The organism is Paenibacillus sp. FSL M7-1046, assembly GCF_038007405.1.
Classification (GTDB): domain Bacteria; phylum Bacillota; class Bacilli; order Paenibacillales; family Paenibacillaceae; genus Paenibacillus_AQ.
This window is the reverse complement of sequence record NZ_JBBOXB010000001.1, coordinates 6,948,405-6,965,172: the sequence shown is the minus strand read 5'-3', so window position 1 is coordinate 6,965,172 and position 16,768 is coordinate 6,948,405. Positions and strand designations below refer to the sequence as shown.

The following is a 16,768-nucleotide window of genomic DNA, read 5'->3' as shown; positions in this document are numbered from 1 at the left end:
ATACCGGTGGGTGGCTAAAGTAGGGGATTCATTTGAACTATGCCGGCGGCGTGAATGCGACTTTCACCATATTGTTACTTTGAGCACTTTTGACTATGATCAAGTAAAGCTCTGGGAATTTATTGATTCCTGTACATAAGAAGGGGTGCTGATACTTGAAAGTACATGTCACAGATCTCAAAAATGGCGATTGCCTTATCACGGACACTTTCAATAGTCTGGGCCTGCATGTTCTCCCTAAGGGAACTGTCGTAGAACGGGAGGAAATTACCATCCTGATGCGGCACAAAATAGATTATGTGGATATTGAGGCGCGCTTGCTGTCCCGTGATGGGGAAGATGCGGATTTAAACCACGGTTTGAATGAGGATTTTGATCTCGCGATACAAAATTACGAATCTATTTTTATGGAGGCGCTGGCTCAGGGAAGCTTTAGCCCGTCCATGGTGGACGGCACTCTGCGGCCGCTGCTGGAAACACTGGATGCGCAAAAAGATGTGGTTTCTCTGCTGCTCCTGCTTGACCGGGACGATATTGACACCTATCAACACTCTTTGCTGGTAGGGATGCTGTCTTATTATATTGCTTCCTGGCTTGGCTATTCCAAAGAGGAACGGTACATGATCAGCCGTGCCGGCTATCTGCATGATATCGGCAAAAGCCAGGTGCCATTGTCCATTCTGAATAAAGTTGGAATGTTGAACGCTATCGAGGAGGACGAGCTGAGACGCCATACTTCCCACGGCTACGATATCATCCGCAGTTCTATGAAGGATGAAGGTACGGCGCTGGTAGCGCTGCAGCATCATGAGTTTGAGGATGGTTCAGGTTATCCGAACATGATCCGTAAAGGTGAAATTCACCCGTATACCGAAATCGTCACTGTAGCTAACATTTACATGGGACTTACAACTTCGCGACTGAACCAGCCCAAACAGGGATTGGTTACCGTGCTGCGCCAAGTGCATGAAATGGGGTTCGGCAAGCTGAACGGTAATGTAGTACAGGCGCTTACAGGACATATGCTGCCAGGCTTCGTAGGCAAGAATGTCCGGCTTAGCAACGGGGAAATAGGCACTATCGTAATGAATAATCCGCTGGATATGTTCAAGCCGCTGGTAAAAGTGAACGAAACGTTCAGAGATTTGTCACGGGAGCGCAGCCTGTCGGTTGAAGAGGTATTTATCTAAAAGGTATTGGGGTATCACCAAGCCAGCTCATAGCAAAGGTTATCTGATAGGGGTCTGTAGCAGATCCCGTCAGATAGCCTTTTTGTGCATCGCTGGATTTGAATTCAGCGGGTAGATTAGCTATGATGAATGAAAGATTACTATAGGGATCGGCAGCCGAATGGACATGCGGGACTTGTAGAAGTTAGAAGAGGAGAACTAATTATGAATGTCGATAACAACCAGATGGAAAATTTAAAACAGATCAAACACGAATTGACCCGCTTTATGATGATTTATAGATTCGCTCTGGAGGAAATGGAGACCAAGATTGAAATTTTGAAACAGGAGTTTCAGATCCTTCATGACTACAGCCCGATAGAGCATACCAAATCACGGATCAAATCCCCGGAGAGCATTATGAGTAAAATGCTGCGCAAGAACAGCGAGCTTTCGCTGGCTGCCGTGAAATCCAGCATCAAGGATATCGCCGGCCTGCGAATCACCTGCTCTTTTATCTCGGATATATACAGTGTCAGTGAAATGCTGCAGAAGCAGGATGATCTGAAGGTGCTTGAGGTTAAGGACTATATTAAGAATCCGAAGCCGAATGGGTACCAGAGCCTGCATCTGTTAGTGGAGGTTCCGGTATTTCTGTCGGACTGCACGGAGCTGGTATGTGTTGAAGTGCAGATCCGTACGATTGCGATGGACTTCTGGGCTAGCCTTGAGCACAAAATTTTCTATAAATACAGCCAGTCGGTACCTGAACATCTGACCCGCGAACTCAAACAAGCCGCCGATAAAGCAGCTGATCTCGACCTGCAAATGGAACGCCTGCACCGTGAGATTCAGGAAATTAAAGACGCCCAGGAGGACGATTCCTTTGAAGAGTTGCGTCGGATCATCCTTAACAACCAGCAATTACATCTGCCCGCCGATTTCATCAAGCTGTTAGGGAATTAGTCATAGTCTAAGCAGTGCTGATGCGTATAGCATGTACATATTTTTACTGGAATTCACCGGCAGTGTTCGTAGCGGCACGCTTTAATCTGTAGGAGGAAGTTCATGAAACCATACAAAGTAATTAGCCTGGATATGTTTCAGACACTGGTAAACATCCAGGGGCGGACGGGAAATGTGTGGAGGCCGATCCTGCAGGAGCGCTATAGCGAGGAACGGGCGGCAGAGCTTGGCGGGCTGCTCTTAAGCCACTATTACAAGGCCGCGACAACAATCCGCGATTCCGGGGTCTACTGGACCAGCAGAGAGATATACAGCGACAGCTTCCAGAAAGTGTTTCAGCAGGAGGCAATGGAGTATGATTACCTGCAGGCAGTAGATGTTTTATTTGCCGAACACCGTTTGTCAGAGTTGTATGAGGAGACGGAGCATTTTTTGCAGCGGATCACTGGAGAATATCAAGTGTGTATTGTCAGCGATACAGATGTGGAGATGCTTCCCGATTTCTACAAGAGTTATCCAATCAGGCTGTTTACTTCAGAAGAGCACCTGTCGTATAAGAATGACAGCCATAACCGGATGTTTGGCGAAGTTATTGCGCATTATGGTGTAGAACCCGGACAGATTATCCATATTGGTGATTCTGCCTCGGATGTGCTGGGAGCAGCAAGAGCAGGCATTAAGGCCTGCTGGCTTAACCGGAATCAAGAGGTCTGGAACCATGAGGTGCAGCCGGATTATATGGTGAAGAATTTGGATGAGTTTTACGATTTGCTATAAGGCTGCGCGATTTATGCACGTCAAGGAGAGGCAGTCCGGAAGGAAATGGACTTTATTATGGAGAGCTATACATCAGCAGATCAGGAACTGGACCGTTTGCGCTACCCTATCGGAAGGTTCGAAGCGGCAGAATGCCGGACAGGCGAAGTACGAAATCAGTCGGTTCAAGATATCCGGCAGCTGGCGGAGGTCTTAAGCAAAGCAGTAGAGCCGCTGACACTGGAGCAGCTGAACACACCCTACCGGCCAGGCGGCTGGAGCGTACGGCAAGTGGTGCATCATCTGGCAGATACGAATATGTATGCCTATCTGCGTTTTAAGCGGGGATTGACTGAGGATGCCCCCGAGATACCTTCGTACCGTCAGGACTTATGGGCGGAACAAAGCGATTACCTGGAGGAGCCCATTGAATCTTCTCTTCAGCTGCTGAAGCACCTCAACGGGAGATTTGCGCTTTTGCTGGATGCGCTGAACGAAGCGGACTATAATCGAACCTTTGTAAGCCTGGGACTCGGGACAATGACGCTGGATGCGGCAGTCCAAAGATATGTATGGCATAACCGTCATCATACCGCTCAAATCAGCTCATTGGTACTTCGAAGTGGCTGGTAATCGCCCCTAATTAAAAAGAGCAAGTGGTCGGGGAAAACGTCCCGCCGCCTGCTCTTTAATTTTGTCCGGCCGCGGATGTCTTAGTCCCGGCTGGCTTGAACGATTTTATCGGCAATTTGCCGAGGATTCGCGTGAACGGTTGTCATATGATCGCCGGTCCCTTCAATGTAGCGGAACATTCCCAAATGGCTGGACTGGCCGGGATGCCAGCCGGAAGCCCCTTGAGGCAGCACAGCATCTTCCGTCAGGAACAGATAACTTTTAGGCAGCTGTAAGCTGTAGAACTTCTTAAGATCAAGCTTCTGAAATGCCGGACCTGCCGGCTCGGGAATAACCTTCCGGTATAGGGATTGTGCCTGCTCAAGTGTGGCAGTATTGACGAAGACGTCACGGAACAGGCTAAAGGGCAGCATAATCGTATTGTTGCCGGATGTTTTCAGCAGATTTCCGAACAGCTCCTGTACGGGGGCGGGGAACTGGTCCGCAACGCTTTGTCCGTCCAGAGGTACAAAGGCGTCAAAAAATACGAGCCGCTTAATCCGGTCCGCAACCTGCTCGGCGGTTTTCTGGATCACAGAGCCCCCAAAGCTATGCCCAAGCAGGATTATCTCATGCAAATCTTTCTGCTTGATGAAATCGGCCACTGACTTTGTTACTTGCTCATGAGTAACCTGCGTATTCTTGTCCCCGCCATGACCGGCATATTCCGGCGTATACACGGTATGTCCCATTTTGCGCAGTTCGGCTGCCGTCTCATCCCAGAAGCTGGCATCCACCCATGCCCCGTGCACAAGTACGAAGGTAAGACTTTGCTTGGCTTCAGGCTTGCCTTTTACAGCAGCAGCTTCAGCTTGTCCGGCCAACAGCGGCTGAAGTGCCAGCAGGATCAGGAACGCAGCGATCAGGCTTAAGGTGAGTTTGTTTTTTATCCACATTATTTGTGTTTACCTCCTGCTGTTGGTTTATACATCCGACAATGAGAAGGATACCCTGAAGGCGGGCAAAAGATGTGCCGGCAGGTGCAGAAAATGGGAAAAAATATGCAGGTAGACTCTGTTTCGCATTCGTTTATAATTAGTACAAATAGGCTCGCGAATACAAGGAGGTTTAGGAATGCCTTTACCACGGGGAGCAGATGCCCGGTCCAAAAAGAAGCTTAGTCTGACTTGGCTGCTTATTGCCCTGGTAACACTCGTGTTTCTGCTCACAACAACGATTTTACTCATCGGTTCATATGAATCTAAGAAAAAATCACTGGTGGAAACTACACTTAGTCTGAATCTGTCCAATGCCGAGAGAATGAGCAAGACAGTAGATTCACTTTTTCGTTCCATGCGCAGCAGTCTGCTGTATAGCGCAGATCAGATTTCCAAGCATGAGACAGCACAGCCGGGAGCTATTGACCGCTATTTAGAGCTAATGCGCAACAGCAGCAACTATTTTAATTCGATAATTCTGATAAACGCTGACGGCGTGGTTCTTAACAATTCACCTGCATCGCTGGGGATCGTCGGGCAACCGATAGTATCTCCTCCAGTCAAGGAAGCGCTGCGGTTAAAAAACTCATATTTATCCGCACCATACACCACCACCTCAACCGGAAGAATGCTTTTCTTTATGAGTGAGCCGCTGTACAGCGAAGACAAAGGATATCTTGGAGTGCTCGGGGGGTCCGTCTATCTGCAGGACTTCAATATCCTCAATATGATATTCGGGAATAATAACATAGATGATTCCGGCTCTTATTACTACATCGTCAGCTCTGAAGGGCATGTGCTGTTCCATCCCGATAAAGAGCGGATGAATGAAGATGTTAGCGCTAATAAGGTGGTACAGAAGCTGATGAAAGGTGAAAGCGGGCAAATGGAGGCGCTAAACGTAAAGGGGCAGTCCATGCTAGCCGGCTTTTCCGCCGTTCCGGCGAATGGCTGGGGAATTGTTGTCGTATCACCTGTAGATTTCATTCAGGAACAATTAATGGCCCATATGCGCAAGATTCTTACTTATACGCTTATTCCTTTTGTAATTTTGCTGATTTTTGTTTTTCTGCTGGCCCACCAGTTGGCCAAGCCATTCGTGTTTCTAGCTGACCTGGTGAACAGGATCGGCAAAGACAATATGAAGGTGCCTGAACTGAAACCTCATTGGAACCGGGAAGCCGATCTGCTGACCCAAGCAGTCGTTATGGCCTGGAAAGATATCCAGAAGCAGAATGATCAACTGGCCCAGGAGGCGATGACCGATCTGCTGACAGGGCTTGTGAACCGCAGATCACTGGAAATCAGTATGAATCAGTGGATCGCCGCGCGAATGCCTTTTTCCCTGATCGTCCTGGATGTGGACAAGTTCAAATTTGTGAATGATACGTATGGCCATTTGACTGGAGATGAGGTGCTTCGCCAAGTAGCCGGAATTCTCAGCGCCAGTGTCCGTCCAGGAGATGTATGCTGCCGTTTCGGCGGAGAAGAGTTTGTAGTGCTGCTTCCAAGGACAAAGGCTGAAGATGCTTATATCGTCGCCGAAAGAATCCGCAAGACATTAGAGAAAAGCGACGTTTCTCTGGCTATGCGGGTAACTTCCTCACAGGGCATTGCCCATTATCCCACACACGGCGTTTCGCTGGAAGAACTGCTTGGACAGGCGGACCGGGCGCTATATGCAGCCAAGAATAGAGGCAGAAACCGGACTATTATCGCCGGTGAATAAGGTCGCAGCATCTTTGCGGAAATTTAATAAGCTGTATCCATGGGGCAATTTTATTCCTGGGCTTGGAGTGAGAAAGTCGTCACCTGGGCCTGGGCGGATACATATCCTACTGCAGAACGAATAAAAAACGGTCAGCAGAAGGGAAGGATAACAAAGTGACGTCATACATGGATTACAAGTCTCCCAATACACAGTTTACTTTTGATGTAAACAGCAATACAACGTTTAAGAAGGATGCCAACAACTATATCAATACCTTGTCGATTAAGGAATTGAACACCCTGGATAACACATCTCTGCTTGATATTTTCCTCAGCAAATCCAATGTCGTCGAACCGCATTATCATCAAAATGCTGCGGAGCTGGTCTATTGCATCTCCGGTGCGGCAGTGGTTTCCATAATCAATCCCTTTACGAATGAGCTGCTGCATTTCCCGATCTGCCCCGGTCAAGTGGCGAATGTGCCGCAGGGGTGGTGGCATTATGAGGTCGCAACGATGGATTGCACCCATCTGCTGGCTATCTTTAATGCACCTGTCCCGGAAGTGATTCTGGGTTCGGACATTCTGAGTCTCACGCCGGCGAATGTACTTGCCCATACTTACTGTCTTAACGAAGCTAAAGTGAAGGATGCACTGGCTCCGCTTCAACCGGGTACCTTTATCGGACCGCCCGCGGACTGCTGTGAACCATCAAAGATGGCTGGTGAAAATATCGCAGCCCCCAATATGGCTCCTCACATGCCTATGCATGTTCCGCATGCCCCGCAAGCGCACTCCTTCGGGTACCAGCCATACGCCAGTCCCGGCTATTATAGCCAGCCTTATGTTCAGCAGTATCACCAGCAGCCTTATGCCCAGGCCTATCCGGTTTATCAGAATGTGGTGAACCCTCCCGAGAATCTGTAAACTTATCTCACGTACCATCACCAACTGAAGCCTCAGCGCTACCCAGAACCCGTCGAATTGACGGGTTTATTTATTTTGACTCTATTTTCATGGTATCGTAGAGAGAGAATTATAGGCTTGTAAATTTTAACGATAGATGGAGATTATGCAAAATGAGATATGATGTCTTAATTGTCGACGACGAGGCCGTACTTGCGGAAACTACCTGCGAATATTTGAATATGTTTGAGGTTCAGAGCGCATATGTAACCAGTGCGGCAGAATGTGAGCGGTTTGTGCAGGAGCATGAACCGTCACTTATTCTCCTGGATATTAACCTGGGTGAAAGCTCGGGTTTTGATCTGTGCAAAAAACTAAGAGGGACACTGCAGATCCCGATTCTGTTCATAAGTGCCCGTTCCAGCGACGATGATATTCTGATTGCGCTTAATATTGGCGGAGACGATTACATCCATAAGCCTTATACACTCAGTGTGCTGCTGGCAAAAGTAAAGGCTGTGCTGAAGCGTTACGGTAACAAGGATCAAGCGGAACAGCTGGAGTTCGGTCAGGTTCGGATTGATACCCAGCTCTCCCGTGTTCTCGTAAACGGAGAGGAGATCCGTTTCAAAACCATGGAGTACAAGCTGCTCTGTTATTTGGCACAGCATAAGAACCGGGTGGTGCCGAAGGAAGAACTATTCGCCAAAGTATGGGAAGATTCGTTTACCGGTGATGGAACGCTGAATGTGCATATCCGCCATCTGCGTGAAAAGATCGAATACGATCCCAACAGTCCGCAGTATATTAAGACCGTGTGGGGAAAGGGCTATGTGCTGGAGGATAGTCCGCGATGAGGTCCAGGGGAGTGCTCCTGACAATGCTCGCTGTTTTTATTGCAGGAGTTGTTTTTTCGCTGTCCATCATCCCGGAAGGCATTGACATGAGGCTGGATATGGTTATGGCCAACGATGTGCTGAAGACCGTTGAGAAGAACTGGGGGCGGATTGAGCAAGGCGATTACAGCAGCGTCACGCAGCAATTCGCTGTATTGGATCAAGAAGGCTTATTGCGCTACCAAACGGCGGATGGAATGTTTACGGGGCTGAATGATGCCATCCGCAATAGGGATGCAATCCTTGACGTAACGGTGCAGGGAGTGACGGCAGGCAAGCTCATTATCCGGGAGGATTACAGCGCAAAGATCCAGCAGAACAAGCACCAGCTGGCGACGGTCATCACGGTCAGCTTTTTCATGATGCTGGTATTGGGCGGGCTTTATGTTTTTTATTTGCAGCGGGCCTTTATCTCACCCTTCAAGAAACTGCAGGGTTTCGCACGGAACGTGGCCCGGGGGAATCTGGAAGTTCCGCTCAACATGAACAAAAACAATCCGTTCGGCGTTTTTACCGAAAGCTTTGACATTATGCGTGAACAGCTTGCTGCGGCCAGGAAAAGCGAATATGAAGCCAACCGCAGTAAAAAAGAGCTGGTGGCCAGCCTAAGTCATGATATAAAAACCCCGGTTGCTTCGATTAAGGCGGTCAGCGAACTGATGCTGCTTCGCGCAATGGATGCGAAGGACATACGGCAGCTGAACATGATTAATGCCAAAGCCGAGCAGATAGATCTTATGATAACGGATATGTTTCATGCGACGCTGGAGGAGCTGCAGGAATTAAAGGTTAAAGGAACTGAGGAATACAGTTGTATCCTGGATGATATCCTGCAAAATACCGACCTGGATAACCGGATATTTCACGACCCGATCCCGGAGTGCATGATTTATGCGGATGCGCTGCGACTGCAGCAGGTTTTCGACAACATCCTTAGCAACTCCTATAAATATGCAAATACTGCGGTAACCGTTGTTACTTACCTAACCTCCGGTTATTTACAAATCGATATTATGGATTACGGCAAAGGTGTAGACCCGGATGAGCTGCCGCTGCTGTTCAACAAATTCTACCGGGGACAAAATATTACCGGTCAGGCGGGAGCGGGACTCGGTCTTTATATTTCCAAATACCTGATGCAGGGCATGCAAGGGGAGATTGAATGCAGCAATCGTGAAGGCGGCTTTACGGTCAGCCTGCGATTAAAGCTGGTGTAAACGAATTAAGGAATGGTTAAGGTTCCGGCAAAGAAGGATTAAGAATTGATTGTGTATGATAGATCTGCAAGCTACTAATGAACAAAGGATGATCCATTCATGCAGAATACAATTCTCAGAACCGAAAAATTATGTAAAAGCTTCTCTTCCGGCGGAGTACAGCAGCATGTGCTGAAAAATTTGGATATCAGCCTGATGGAAGGGGATTTCACGATTATCATGGGCAGTTCGGGTTCGGGCAAATCGACGCTGCTGTATGCCCTGTCCGGTATGGACAGACCGTCTCTCGGTGAAGTTCATTTCGCGAACGCCAACATTGCCAAGCTGAGCAATGACCAGCTCGCCATTTTCCGCAGAAACCATTGCGGATTTGTCTTCCAGCAAATCTATCTGCTCGACAACATGAGTGTGCTCGACAATATGCTTGCGAGCGCTCTGCTGGTGAGCCGGAATAAGCGGGAGCTGACCGCTAAAGCGAAGCAATTGCTTAGCCAGGTAGGGCTGGAGGAGGCCACATGGGGCAAGTTTCCTTCGCAGCTGTCCGGTGGTGAAGCCCAGCGGGCCGGAATTGTGCGTGCGCTGATCAATGATCCCAAGATCGTATTTGCGGACGAGCCTACGGGAGCGCTGAATTCCGCATCAAGCACCAATGTGCTCGATATCATGACCCGGATCAACCGGAGCGGACAAAGCATTGTTATGGTGACCCATGATTTCAAAACGGCTTTGCGCGGGAACCGGATCCTGTACCTGCGCGACGGGATGATTTGTGGTGATCTTCGACTGGATGATTATGACGAAGGGCAGCATCAGGAAAGGCATGACAAGCTGGATGCCTTTCTTGCTGAAATGGGGTGGTAAGATGAACGTTCTCAACCTCTCCTGGGCTAATATCAAAAAAAGAAAAGGAGCAGCTTTTTCCCTGTTCATCCTGATTTTGACGGCTTCATTACTGCTTAATATCGGCATCACAATTGTCTCCTCAATGGGAAGGTTCTATGAGAAGAAGGCCGATGAGCTGCATGATGCGCATGCAGCGATTACAATGTCAGCCTCTCATTTTAAGCCCTCCACTGAGGATTATATTAAATCCTATGAAGGGGTAAAGGAACAGGAAACGGAACGGATTATCCTCATCCCCAAGGCTGCTTTCCGCTATGACAAAAGCATCGATAATGATTTCAGTCTGCGTATCGCACTTCTGAATACAGATAACAACCGCAACATCGCACCAGTTAAGTTGGTCGAGTCTTTGCCGGCAAATGATGAAACTGGGATTTTAGCCCCATATTCTTTGAAAGCCAGCGGAGGCTACCAGTTGGGTGACTCCTTCAGTCTTACCTATCAGAATGTGACTTACAGCTACAAGATCACCGGATTTTTCGAGTCTACCCTGATGGGCAAGCCCAATCTGGCTCTGATGAAATTTTATTTGCCGGACACCACCTACAGTGAACTTCAACACAAGCTGGGAGCTGATGCAGAGGGGATCCTCCAGTCGGCAGTGTTCAAGGACAGCAGCCAGTCTGCATCATTCTTAAGAGATTACAGCGCCGAGTTTCCGGAGCTTAACGACTCGAACGACATCAATTACTGGAGCGGTGATATCGGACAGGCCGAAAGCTCGACACTCACAATCAATATTGTCGCGATGATTCTGATTGTTTTTGCAGCCATTATTGTGGTGGTGTCGCTGATTGTCATCAAGTTTCGCATTGCGGACAGCATCGAAGAAGGAATAGTGAACATCGGTGTGCTCAAGGCACTGGGATATACGAGCCGGCAGATTTCATCCTCCTTTGCTCTGCAATTTACGCTGACCGGTCTTGCCGGGAGCCTTGCCGGTGTAGCGCTTTCCTACGCTGCGGTTCAAGCGTTCGGAGGTATCATCGCCACGCTGACGGGTCTGCGTTGGCCTGGCGGAACCCCATTAGGCAACTCGTTGCTCAGTATTGCTATCCTTATGCTGCTTGTGTGGGCAGTGGCGATGGGTTCAGCCTGGCGTGTGCGCAGACTGCAGCCGGTCGCGGCGTTGCGGGGCGGGATTCTGACGCATAATTTCAAGCGCAATCACCTTCCACTGCATAAGGCCAAGGGAGGCCTGCAATTTCTGCTGGCCTGCAAAACAATGCTTGCCAATAGCCGGCAGAACCTGTTAATTGGCTGTATTATAACGGCGATTACGTTTGCATCCGTCTTCTCGGCTGTGTTCTACTATAATATTGCCGAGGATAAAACGGCCTTCTTTCAAATGACCGGTGCCGAAACACCCAATGTTGGAATTCAAGTTCAGCAGGGGCAGGACAGTGAACGGCTGCTGAAGGAGATTAAAGGGATGAACGGCGTCGAAAAAGCGATCTTTCAGGATTACCTCACGGTAACGATCAACGGTCGTCAGGTGTCGTCTGATTTCTCCGATGATTATGCGCAGATGGACAATAACACAGTGGTGAAAGGCCGCCATCCGAAATATGATAACGAAATTGTGATTACCAGTACTTTGTCCAGGCTGCTGGGGAAAAGTATCGGGGATACGATAAATGTTGATTTGGGCAAAGTGTCCGAACCATTTCTGATCACCGGCCTGAGCCAATCCTTAAGCGCAGATGCATCTCTGGCGCTTGAAGGTGTGCAGCGGCTGATGCCGGGCCAACAGGCAATGTCTATTAACGTCTATCTGGATGGCACTACCTCTCCGGAGTTTATTGAAGCTGTGAAATCACAATATCCGGATATGCTTCAGTCTGTAACCAATGCCGAAAAATCCATTGCAGATCAGATGAAAGTGTATATATCAGCCATTTTCACCCTTATGGTTGTGATTTTGGCAATTACTGTACTTACTGTTAGCTTAATTCTCTACCTGGTAATTCAGACAGGCATCCTGAAACGGAAGCGGGAACTGGGCATAATGCGTGCCTTAGGTTACACGACATTCCAATTGAGATCGCAAATAGCTATGAGCTTTCTCCCTGTAGTAACGGTGGGCGTTCTCATCGGCGCCTGCCTTGGCGGTCTTTATACCAATTCCATGCTCGAAATGCTGCTGTCCAGTGCGGGAATCGCACAGGTGAACTTTAATATACAGGCCCCGATGATCATAGGACTGGGCATAGGCCTTGTCTTGTTCGCTTATCTCATATCCATGCTGGTCTCCAGCCGGATCAAACGGATTACGGCTTATGAATTGATCACAGAGTAGACAGTTTCTTTATGCTTAAACTAAAAAAGCCACCCGGGCATGATTTCCCGGGTGGCTGCTGTTGTATTAGGACTAGGAGAGGCGGACAAGTACCCGGCCTCTGGTATTCGATTTAAGGATGTCTTCCAATGCGGCGGGCAGCTCACTCAAGGCGATCTCCCGGTCGACCAGCTCCTCCAGCACCACAGGCTTCAAATCACTTGCCATACGCTGCCAAATCTTCAGCCGCTTCTCTATAGGGCAAGAGACGGAATCAATACCAAGCAGGCTTACGCCGCGCAGGATAAACGGCATCACGGTCGTCGGGACTGCCGTTCCTGCAGTTAAGCCGCTTGCGGCAACGGCGCCGCCGTAGGCGATCTTGCTGAGTACCGCCGCTAGCGGGCCGCCGCCTACGGAATCAACGGCAGCCTGCCACAACTGCTTGTCAAGCGGCTTGCCTGTACCATCGCCGACGTCTCTGCGGGAAATGACCTCGGCTGCACCCAGGGTCTGCAGATAACCGGCTTCTTCCGTTCTGCCGGTGCTGGCTGTGACCGCATAGCCTTTGTGGGCCAGCATCGCTACGGCTGTTCCGCCGACACCGCCGGTTGCGCCGGTTACCAGCAGCTTGCCTTTGTCCGGCGCTGCCCCGTTATCCTCCAGCGCTTGAATCGACAAGGCAGCCGTTAATCCGGCGGTGCCGTAGATCATCGCTTCGCGCAGGGAAAGACCTTCCGGCAGCGGAAGGACCCATTCGGCAGGAATCCGGGCATACTCACTGAAGCCGCCGAAATGGGATACGCCGATGCCATAGCTGGTGGCAATGACGGATTGTCCTTCCTGGAACCGGCTGTCTGCTGAAGATACAACGATTCCGGACAGATCAATGCCCGGGATGAAGGGATAATTGCGGAGAATGTTTCCATTCGGAATGCTGGCTAAGCCGTCCTTATAGTTCACGCTGGAGTAGGATACCTTGATCAGCACCTCACCGGCAGGCAATTCCCCAGGTGTCACCGGTTGTACAGCTACCTTAAACGTGTCTGTTTTGTCCACAACCAAAGCTTGAAATGTTTCAGGCATGAGTTTTCGCTCCTGTTCTTCTACGTTCTGTGATAGGTAAGTCAGTTATATAATATTTATTCTGACCGGTCAACGGCTATGATTCCGTGACCTTGCAGACCATCGCAGATCATGCCGAAGTCCGTAAGGGGGTCGTGCATTACTATTTCGAGAATAAGTAGGCTGGCCGGGGCGAGCCGGATTCCTGTACCGGGAAATCAACCTGGGCTACTATGACAGCTGTGCAGCCATCAGCATCGAAGTGCTGATCCTATGAATGGCGCTTACATTGTGAACGTGGGACCAATAGTTCCACGGAAAAGTTTCTTTTGTACATTCTGTGAACTGTAGTATATTGGTATAGAACGCTTAGAGAAGGAGGCTTACTCTATGTCCATTGCAACAACAATGATAATCCGTCTGGAGATCCGCAAATCGGTTGCATCTTTTGGTGATGTTGCTTCAGCACTTGCTTCAGCTGGCGGGGATATTGTGGCCATTGACGTCATCCGTGCAGGCAAGGATGTGACTACAAGAGATATTACCGTAAACGTCCAGGATGCGGGCAATAAGGAGATTATTACGATACTGTCGAACATGCCGGGGATTAAGGTTATCAATGTATCCGACCGGACGTTTCTGGCCCACCTTGGCGGGAAGATTGAGATCACGCCCAAAATGCCGATCAAGAACCGGGAGGATCTGTCACTGGTGTATACACCTGGTGTTGCCCGCGTCTGCATGGCGATTGCCGAGGATCCGGGTAAAGCCTATTCGCTGACGATGAAAAGAAATACGGTTGCCGTCGTTACCGACGGAACTGCGGTACTCGGCCTAGGTGATATCGGACCGCAGGCGGCCATGCCGGTCATGGAGGGCAAGGCGATGCTTTTTAAGCAATTGGCAGATATCGATGCGTTTCCTTTATGCCTGGACACCAAGGATCCGGAGGAAATCATCGCGATTGTGAAAGCGGTTTCTGCCGGTTTCGGCGGTATCAACCTGGAGGATATCAGCTCACCCCGCTGCTTCGAAATTGAACGGCGCCTCTCTGCCGAGCTGGATATCCCTGTGTTTCATGACGATCAGCATGGCACGGCGGTTGTGGCTTTGGCAGGACTGTTAAATGCCTTGAAAGTGGTGGACAAGCATATCGCTTCCTGCAGAATTGTCGTGGTCGGCATTGGAGCAGCCGGCGTCTCCATCTGCCGCCTGCTGCTGGCAGCGGGAGCCCGCAGCATTTATGCCGTTGACCGGGAGGGGATTCTCAGCAGAGAGCAAGCTTACGGGAATGCCGAATGGCGCTGGCTGGCGGATAATACCAATCCTGAGGGTTTATCCGGCGGATTGACGGAGGCGCTCCATGGGGCGGATGTGTTTATCGGCGTATCCAGCGGAGGCATTCTGAACGTCAGCCACCTGCAGAGCATGGCCAAGGACAACATCGTCTTTGCCATGGCCAATCCCAATCCGGAGATCGAGCCTGAACTGGCCGAACCGTATGCCCGCGTGCTGGCGACCGGAAGAAGCGATTATCCGAACCAGATCAACAATGTGCTCTGTTTTCCGGGAATTTTCCGCGGAGCACTGGATTGCAGGGCAAGAGAGGTGAATCTGGAGATGAAGCTGGCCGCTGCACAGGCCATTGCTTCAGTTGTACAGGAGGATGAGCGGAATGAGCAGTATATCATTCCGAGTATTTTTAATGAGAAAGTGGTGGAGCAGGTGCGGCTGGCAGTAATCAAGGCAGCTATCACCACCCGTACGGCGCGCCGTATTCCTCCGGATATTTCGGACTGAGGTCACCAAAGAGCAAGCGAAAAACCTGCGGCCACAACGGCCTGCGGGTTATTTGCTTTGCTTCCGCTTCAATAGTTGCCGCAGGGGAGTGAAATGTGCCGCTGTATCTTTTATCTTCAAAAGCCGAAAAGACTCCGACCTCTATAGGCGGAGAGGAATCGGCGGTTTTCAACTATTCAGCGAACGTATGTGCTATACTGTAAGAAAATACTACAAAAGGGGGTGTCGCACATGATCGTTCATCAAGCCTATAAATACCGCATCTACCCAAATACCGAGCAACAGCAACTCATTCGTCGAATGTTTGGCTGCTGCCGCTTTGTGTTCAATCATTTCCTGGAAGAATGGAACCAAACCTATGTCGAGACAGGCAAAGGTTTGTCCTATCAGACCTGTGCGACACAGCTCCCTGTCCTAAAAACACAATATGACTGGCTCAAAGAAGTGGATAGTATTGCTTTACAGTCCGCCGTTCGGCATGTGGCAGATAGCTTTGACCGCTTTTTCAAAAAGCAAAATCAAGCGCCTCGCTTCAAAAGCCGGAGGCATCCAGTACAAAGCTACACCACGAAATTCACGAACGGAAATATCGCCATTGAAGGCAACCAATTGAAGCTTCCGAAGCTCGGCTGGATGCGTTTCGCCAACTCTCGGAAGCTGGAGGGTTGTATACTGTCCGCTACGGTACGGCAAAACGCCAGCGATAAGTATTTTGTCTCCCTGGTTTGCGAGGTCGAAAAGACCCCACTCCCACAAGCAGATGCACATATCGGCATTGACTTGGGGCTAAAGGAATACGCTGTGTGCTCCAACGGCGAGCATTTTGCCAACCCCAGGTTTTACCGTCAATACGAGAAAAAGCTTGCGCTGTGGCAGCGGCGTTTGGCAAGACGCACACCAGGGGGCTCCAACTGGAAGAAAGCCAAGAAACACATTGCTTGTATTCACGAACACATTGCAAATTCTCGGAAGGATTTTCTCCACAAGATGACAACGAAGCTGATCCGTGAGTGCCAAACGATCAGCATCGAACATCTGCGTGTGGCGAATATGATTCAAAATCCCAAACTCTCCAAGTCCATCGCTGATGCGTCCTGGGGCGAATGGGTGCGTCAACTGACGTATAAAGCATCCTGGTATGGACGAACCCTCCGGGTTGCCGACACCTTCGAGCCGACCAGTCAGCAGTGCCACGTATGCGGCACGATCCATCCCGAAGTGAAGAACCTCTCGATTCGAGAATGGACATGTGTAGCTTGCGGAACACACCATGATCGGGATGAAAATGCGGCTCATAATATCAAACAGGTAGCGGTATAGCTATTACCTATAAAAATATTTGGCTCGTAAATATTTGCAAACGCAAAAATCTTTGATGTTCGATTTTTTTACTACGAAAAAAACGTAGAACTGCGAGAACGCAGGGATCGCTTGCCCAAAAGAGGAGGTTGCTCCTCTGTTCGCAAGAATCCACCCCTTCAAGCGTCAGCTA

Annotated in this window: 14 protein-coding genes and 1 pseudogene; 13 read left to right on the top strand and 2 right to left on the bottom strand. The window is 49.6% G+C overall.

Features of this window, described 5'->3' with window-relative positions; translation table 11 throughout:
* Nucleotides 1-155 precede the first annotated feature (155 nt).
* The 4 genes from NYE29_RS31220 to NYE29_RS31205 all read left to right on the top strand — a co-directional run bounded on the left by NYE29_RS31220 (nt 156) and on the right by NYE29_RS31205 (nt 3,524).
* Nucleotides 156-1,190 carry an HD-GYP domain-containing protein gene (locus NYE29_RS31220; protein ID WP_340898952.1) on the top strand — a complete coding sequence of 345 codons (1,035 nt, stop codon included), beginning with the start codon at nt 156-158 and terminating at the stop codon, nt 1,188-1,190.
* A gap of 204 nt (nt 1,191-1,394) precedes the next feature.
* Nucleotides 1,395-2,135, top strand: a complete 741-nt coding sequence (locus NYE29_RS31215; protein WP_038590140.1) for a GTP pyrophosphokinase — start codon at nt 1,395-1,397, stop codon at nt 2,133-2,135.
* A 102-nt stretch (nt 2,136-2,237) separates the two neighbouring features.
* A complete protein-coding gene (locus NYE29_RS31210) occupies nt 2,238-2,912 on the top strand; it encodes an HAD family hydrolase (RefSeq protein WP_340898950.1) in 675 nt (224 codons plus the stop codon).
* Between the two features lie 45 nt (nt 2,913-2,957).
* The gene (locus NYE29_RS31205; RefSeq protein WP_340898949.1) at nt 2,958-3,524 is read left to right on the top strand and encodes a YfiT family bacillithiol transferase; all 567 of its coding nucleotides are present in this window, start codon (nt 2,958-2,960) and stop codon (nt 3,522-3,524) included.
* Nucleotides 3,525-3,604: 80 nt separating this feature from the next.
* Here NYE29_RS31205 and NYE29_RS31200 read toward each other — a convergent pair whose 3' ends face one another.
* Nucleotides 3,605-4,459 carry an alpha/beta hydrolase gene (locus NYE29_RS31200; protein ID WP_340898948.1) on the bottom strand — a complete coding sequence of 285 codons (855 nt, stop codon included), beginning with the start codon at nt 4,457-4,459 and terminating at the stop codon, nt 3,605-3,607.
* Nucleotides 4,460-4,637: 178 nt separating this feature from the next.
* Here NYE29_RS31200 and NYE29_RS31195 point away from each other — a divergent pair, with 178 nt between their 5' ends.
* The 6 genes from NYE29_RS31195 (at nt 4,638) to NYE29_RS31170 (ending at nt 12,432) form a co-directional block, all read left to right on the top strand.
* Nucleotides 4,638-6,230: a sensor domain-containing diguanylate cyclase gene (locus tag NYE29_RS31195; protein WP_340898947.1), complete on the top strand. Its 1,593-nt coding sequence runs from the start codon at nt 4,638-4,640 to the stop codon at nt 6,228-6,230.
* A gap of 167 nt (nt 6,231-6,397) precedes the next feature.
* Nucleotides 6,398-7,138 (top strand): cupin domain-containing protein, encoded by a 741-nt coding sequence (locus NYE29_RS31190; RefSeq protein ID WP_340898946.1) that lies wholly within the window; start codon nt 6,398-6,400, stop codon nt 7,136-7,138.
* A gap of 152 nt (nt 7,139-7,290) precedes the next feature.
* Nucleotides 7,291-7,974, top strand: coding sequence for a response regulator transcription factor (locus tag NYE29_RS31185; RefSeq protein ID WP_340898944.1), 684 nt, complete (start codon nt 7,291-7,293; stop codon nt 7,972-7,974).
* Nucleotides 7,971-9,230 (top strand): HAMP domain-containing sensor histidine kinase, encoded by a 1,260-nt coding sequence (locus NYE29_RS31180; protein ID WP_340898941.1) that lies wholly within the window; start codon nt 7,971-7,973, stop codon nt 9,228-9,230. Before NYE29_RS31185 ends, NYE29_RS31180 begins: the two co-directional genes overlap by 4 nt.
* Before the next feature lie 99 nt (nt 9,231-9,329).
* Nucleotides 9,330-10,091 (top strand): ABC transporter ATP-binding protein, encoded by a 762-nt coding sequence (locus NYE29_RS31175; protein WP_340898940.1) that lies wholly within the window; start codon nt 9,330-9,332, stop codon nt 10,089-10,091.
* Nucleotide 10,092: 1 nt separating this feature from the next.
* On the top strand, nt 10,093-12,432 hold the full coding sequence (locus NYE29_RS31170) for an ABC transporter permease (RefSeq protein WP_340898938.1): 2,340 nt from the start codon (nt 10,093-10,095) through the stop codon (nt 12,430-12,432).
* Nucleotides 12,433-12,504: 72 nt separating this feature from the next.
* Here NYE29_RS31170 and NYE29_RS31165 read toward each other — a convergent pair whose 3' ends face one another.
* Entirely contained in the window at nt 12,505-13,497 is a 993-nt protein-coding gene (locus tag NYE29_RS31165; protein WP_340898937.1) for an acrylyl-CoA reductase family protein, read from the bottom strand.
* 83 nt (nt 13,498-13,580) lie between these two features.
* Here NYE29_RS31165 and NYE29_RS31160 point away from each other — a divergent pair.
* The 3 genes and pseudogenes from NYE29_RS31160 to tnpB all read left to right on the top strand — a co-directional run.
* Nucleotides 13,581-13,658: pseudogene (locus NYE29_RS31160) on the top strand (TetR family transcriptional regulator); the annotation flags it as partial.
* Between the two features lie 208 nt (nt 13,659-13,866).
* Nucleotides 13,867-15,276: an NAD-dependent malic enzyme gene (locus NYE29_RS31155; RefSeq protein WP_340898936.1), complete on the top strand. Its 1,410-nt coding sequence runs from the start codon at nt 13,867-13,869 to the stop codon at nt 15,274-15,276.
* A gap of 231 nt (nt 15,277-15,507) precedes the next feature.
* Nucleotides 15,508-16,596, top strand: coding sequence for an IS200/IS605 family element RNA-guided endonuclease TnpB (gene tnpB / locus NYE29_RS31150; protein ID WP_340898935.1), 1,089 nt, complete (start codon nt 15,508-15,510; stop codon nt 16,594-16,596).
* Nucleotides 16,597-16,768 lie beyond the last annotated feature (172 nt).

Bases quoted from the DNA above. Each gene is read 5' to 3' on its own strand.
- NYE29_RS31215 (WP_038590140.1), top strand. From the start codon at position 1,395: ATGAATGTCGATAACAACCAGATGGAAAATTTAAAACAGATCAAACAC.
- NYE29_RS31210 (WP_340898950.1), top strand. From the start codon at position 2,238: ATGAAACCATACAAAGTAATTAGCCTGGATATGTTTCAGACACTGGTA.
- NYE29_RS31205 (WP_340898949.1), top strand. From the start codon at position 2,958: ATGGACTTTATTATGGAGAGCTATACATCAGCAGATCAGGAACTGGAC.
- NYE29_RS31200 (WP_340898948.1), bottom strand. From the start codon at position 4,459: ATGTGGATAAAAAACAAACTCACCTTAAGCCTGATCGCTGCGTTCCTG.
- NYE29_RS31195 (WP_340898947.1), top strand. From the start codon at position 4,638: ATGCCTTTACCACGGGGAGCAGATGCCCGGTCCAAAAAGAAGCTTAGT.
- NYE29_RS31190 (WP_340898946.1), top strand. From the start codon at position 6,398: ATGGATTACAAGTCTCCCAATACACAGTTTACTTTTGATGTAAACAGC.
- NYE29_RS31185 (WP_340898944.1), top strand. From the start codon at position 7,291: ATGAGATATGATGTCTTAATTGTCGACGACGAGGCCGTACTTGCGGAA.
- NYE29_RS31180 (WP_340898941.1), top strand. From the start codon at position 7,971: ATGAGGTCCAGGGGAGTGCTCCTGACAATGCTCGCTGTTTTTATTGCA.
- NYE29_RS31175 (WP_340898940.1), top strand. From the start codon at position 9,330: ATGCAGAATACAATTCTCAGAACCGAAAAATTATGTAAAAGCTTCTCT.
- NYE29_RS31170 (WP_340898938.1), top strand. From the start codon at position 10,093: ATGAACGTTCTCAACCTCTCCTGGGCTAATATCAAAAAAAGAAAAGGA.
- NYE29_RS31165 (WP_340898937.1), bottom strand. From the start codon at position 13,497: ATGCCTGAAACATTTCAAGCTTTGGTTGTGGACAAAACAGACACGTTT.
- NYE29_RS31155 (WP_340898936.1), top strand. From the start codon at position 13,867: ATGTCCATTGCAACAACAATGATAATCCGTCTGGAGATCCGCAAATCG.
- tnpB (WP_340898935.1), top strand. From the start codon at position 15,508: ATGATCGTTCATCAAGCCTATAAATACCGCATCTACCCAAATACCGAG.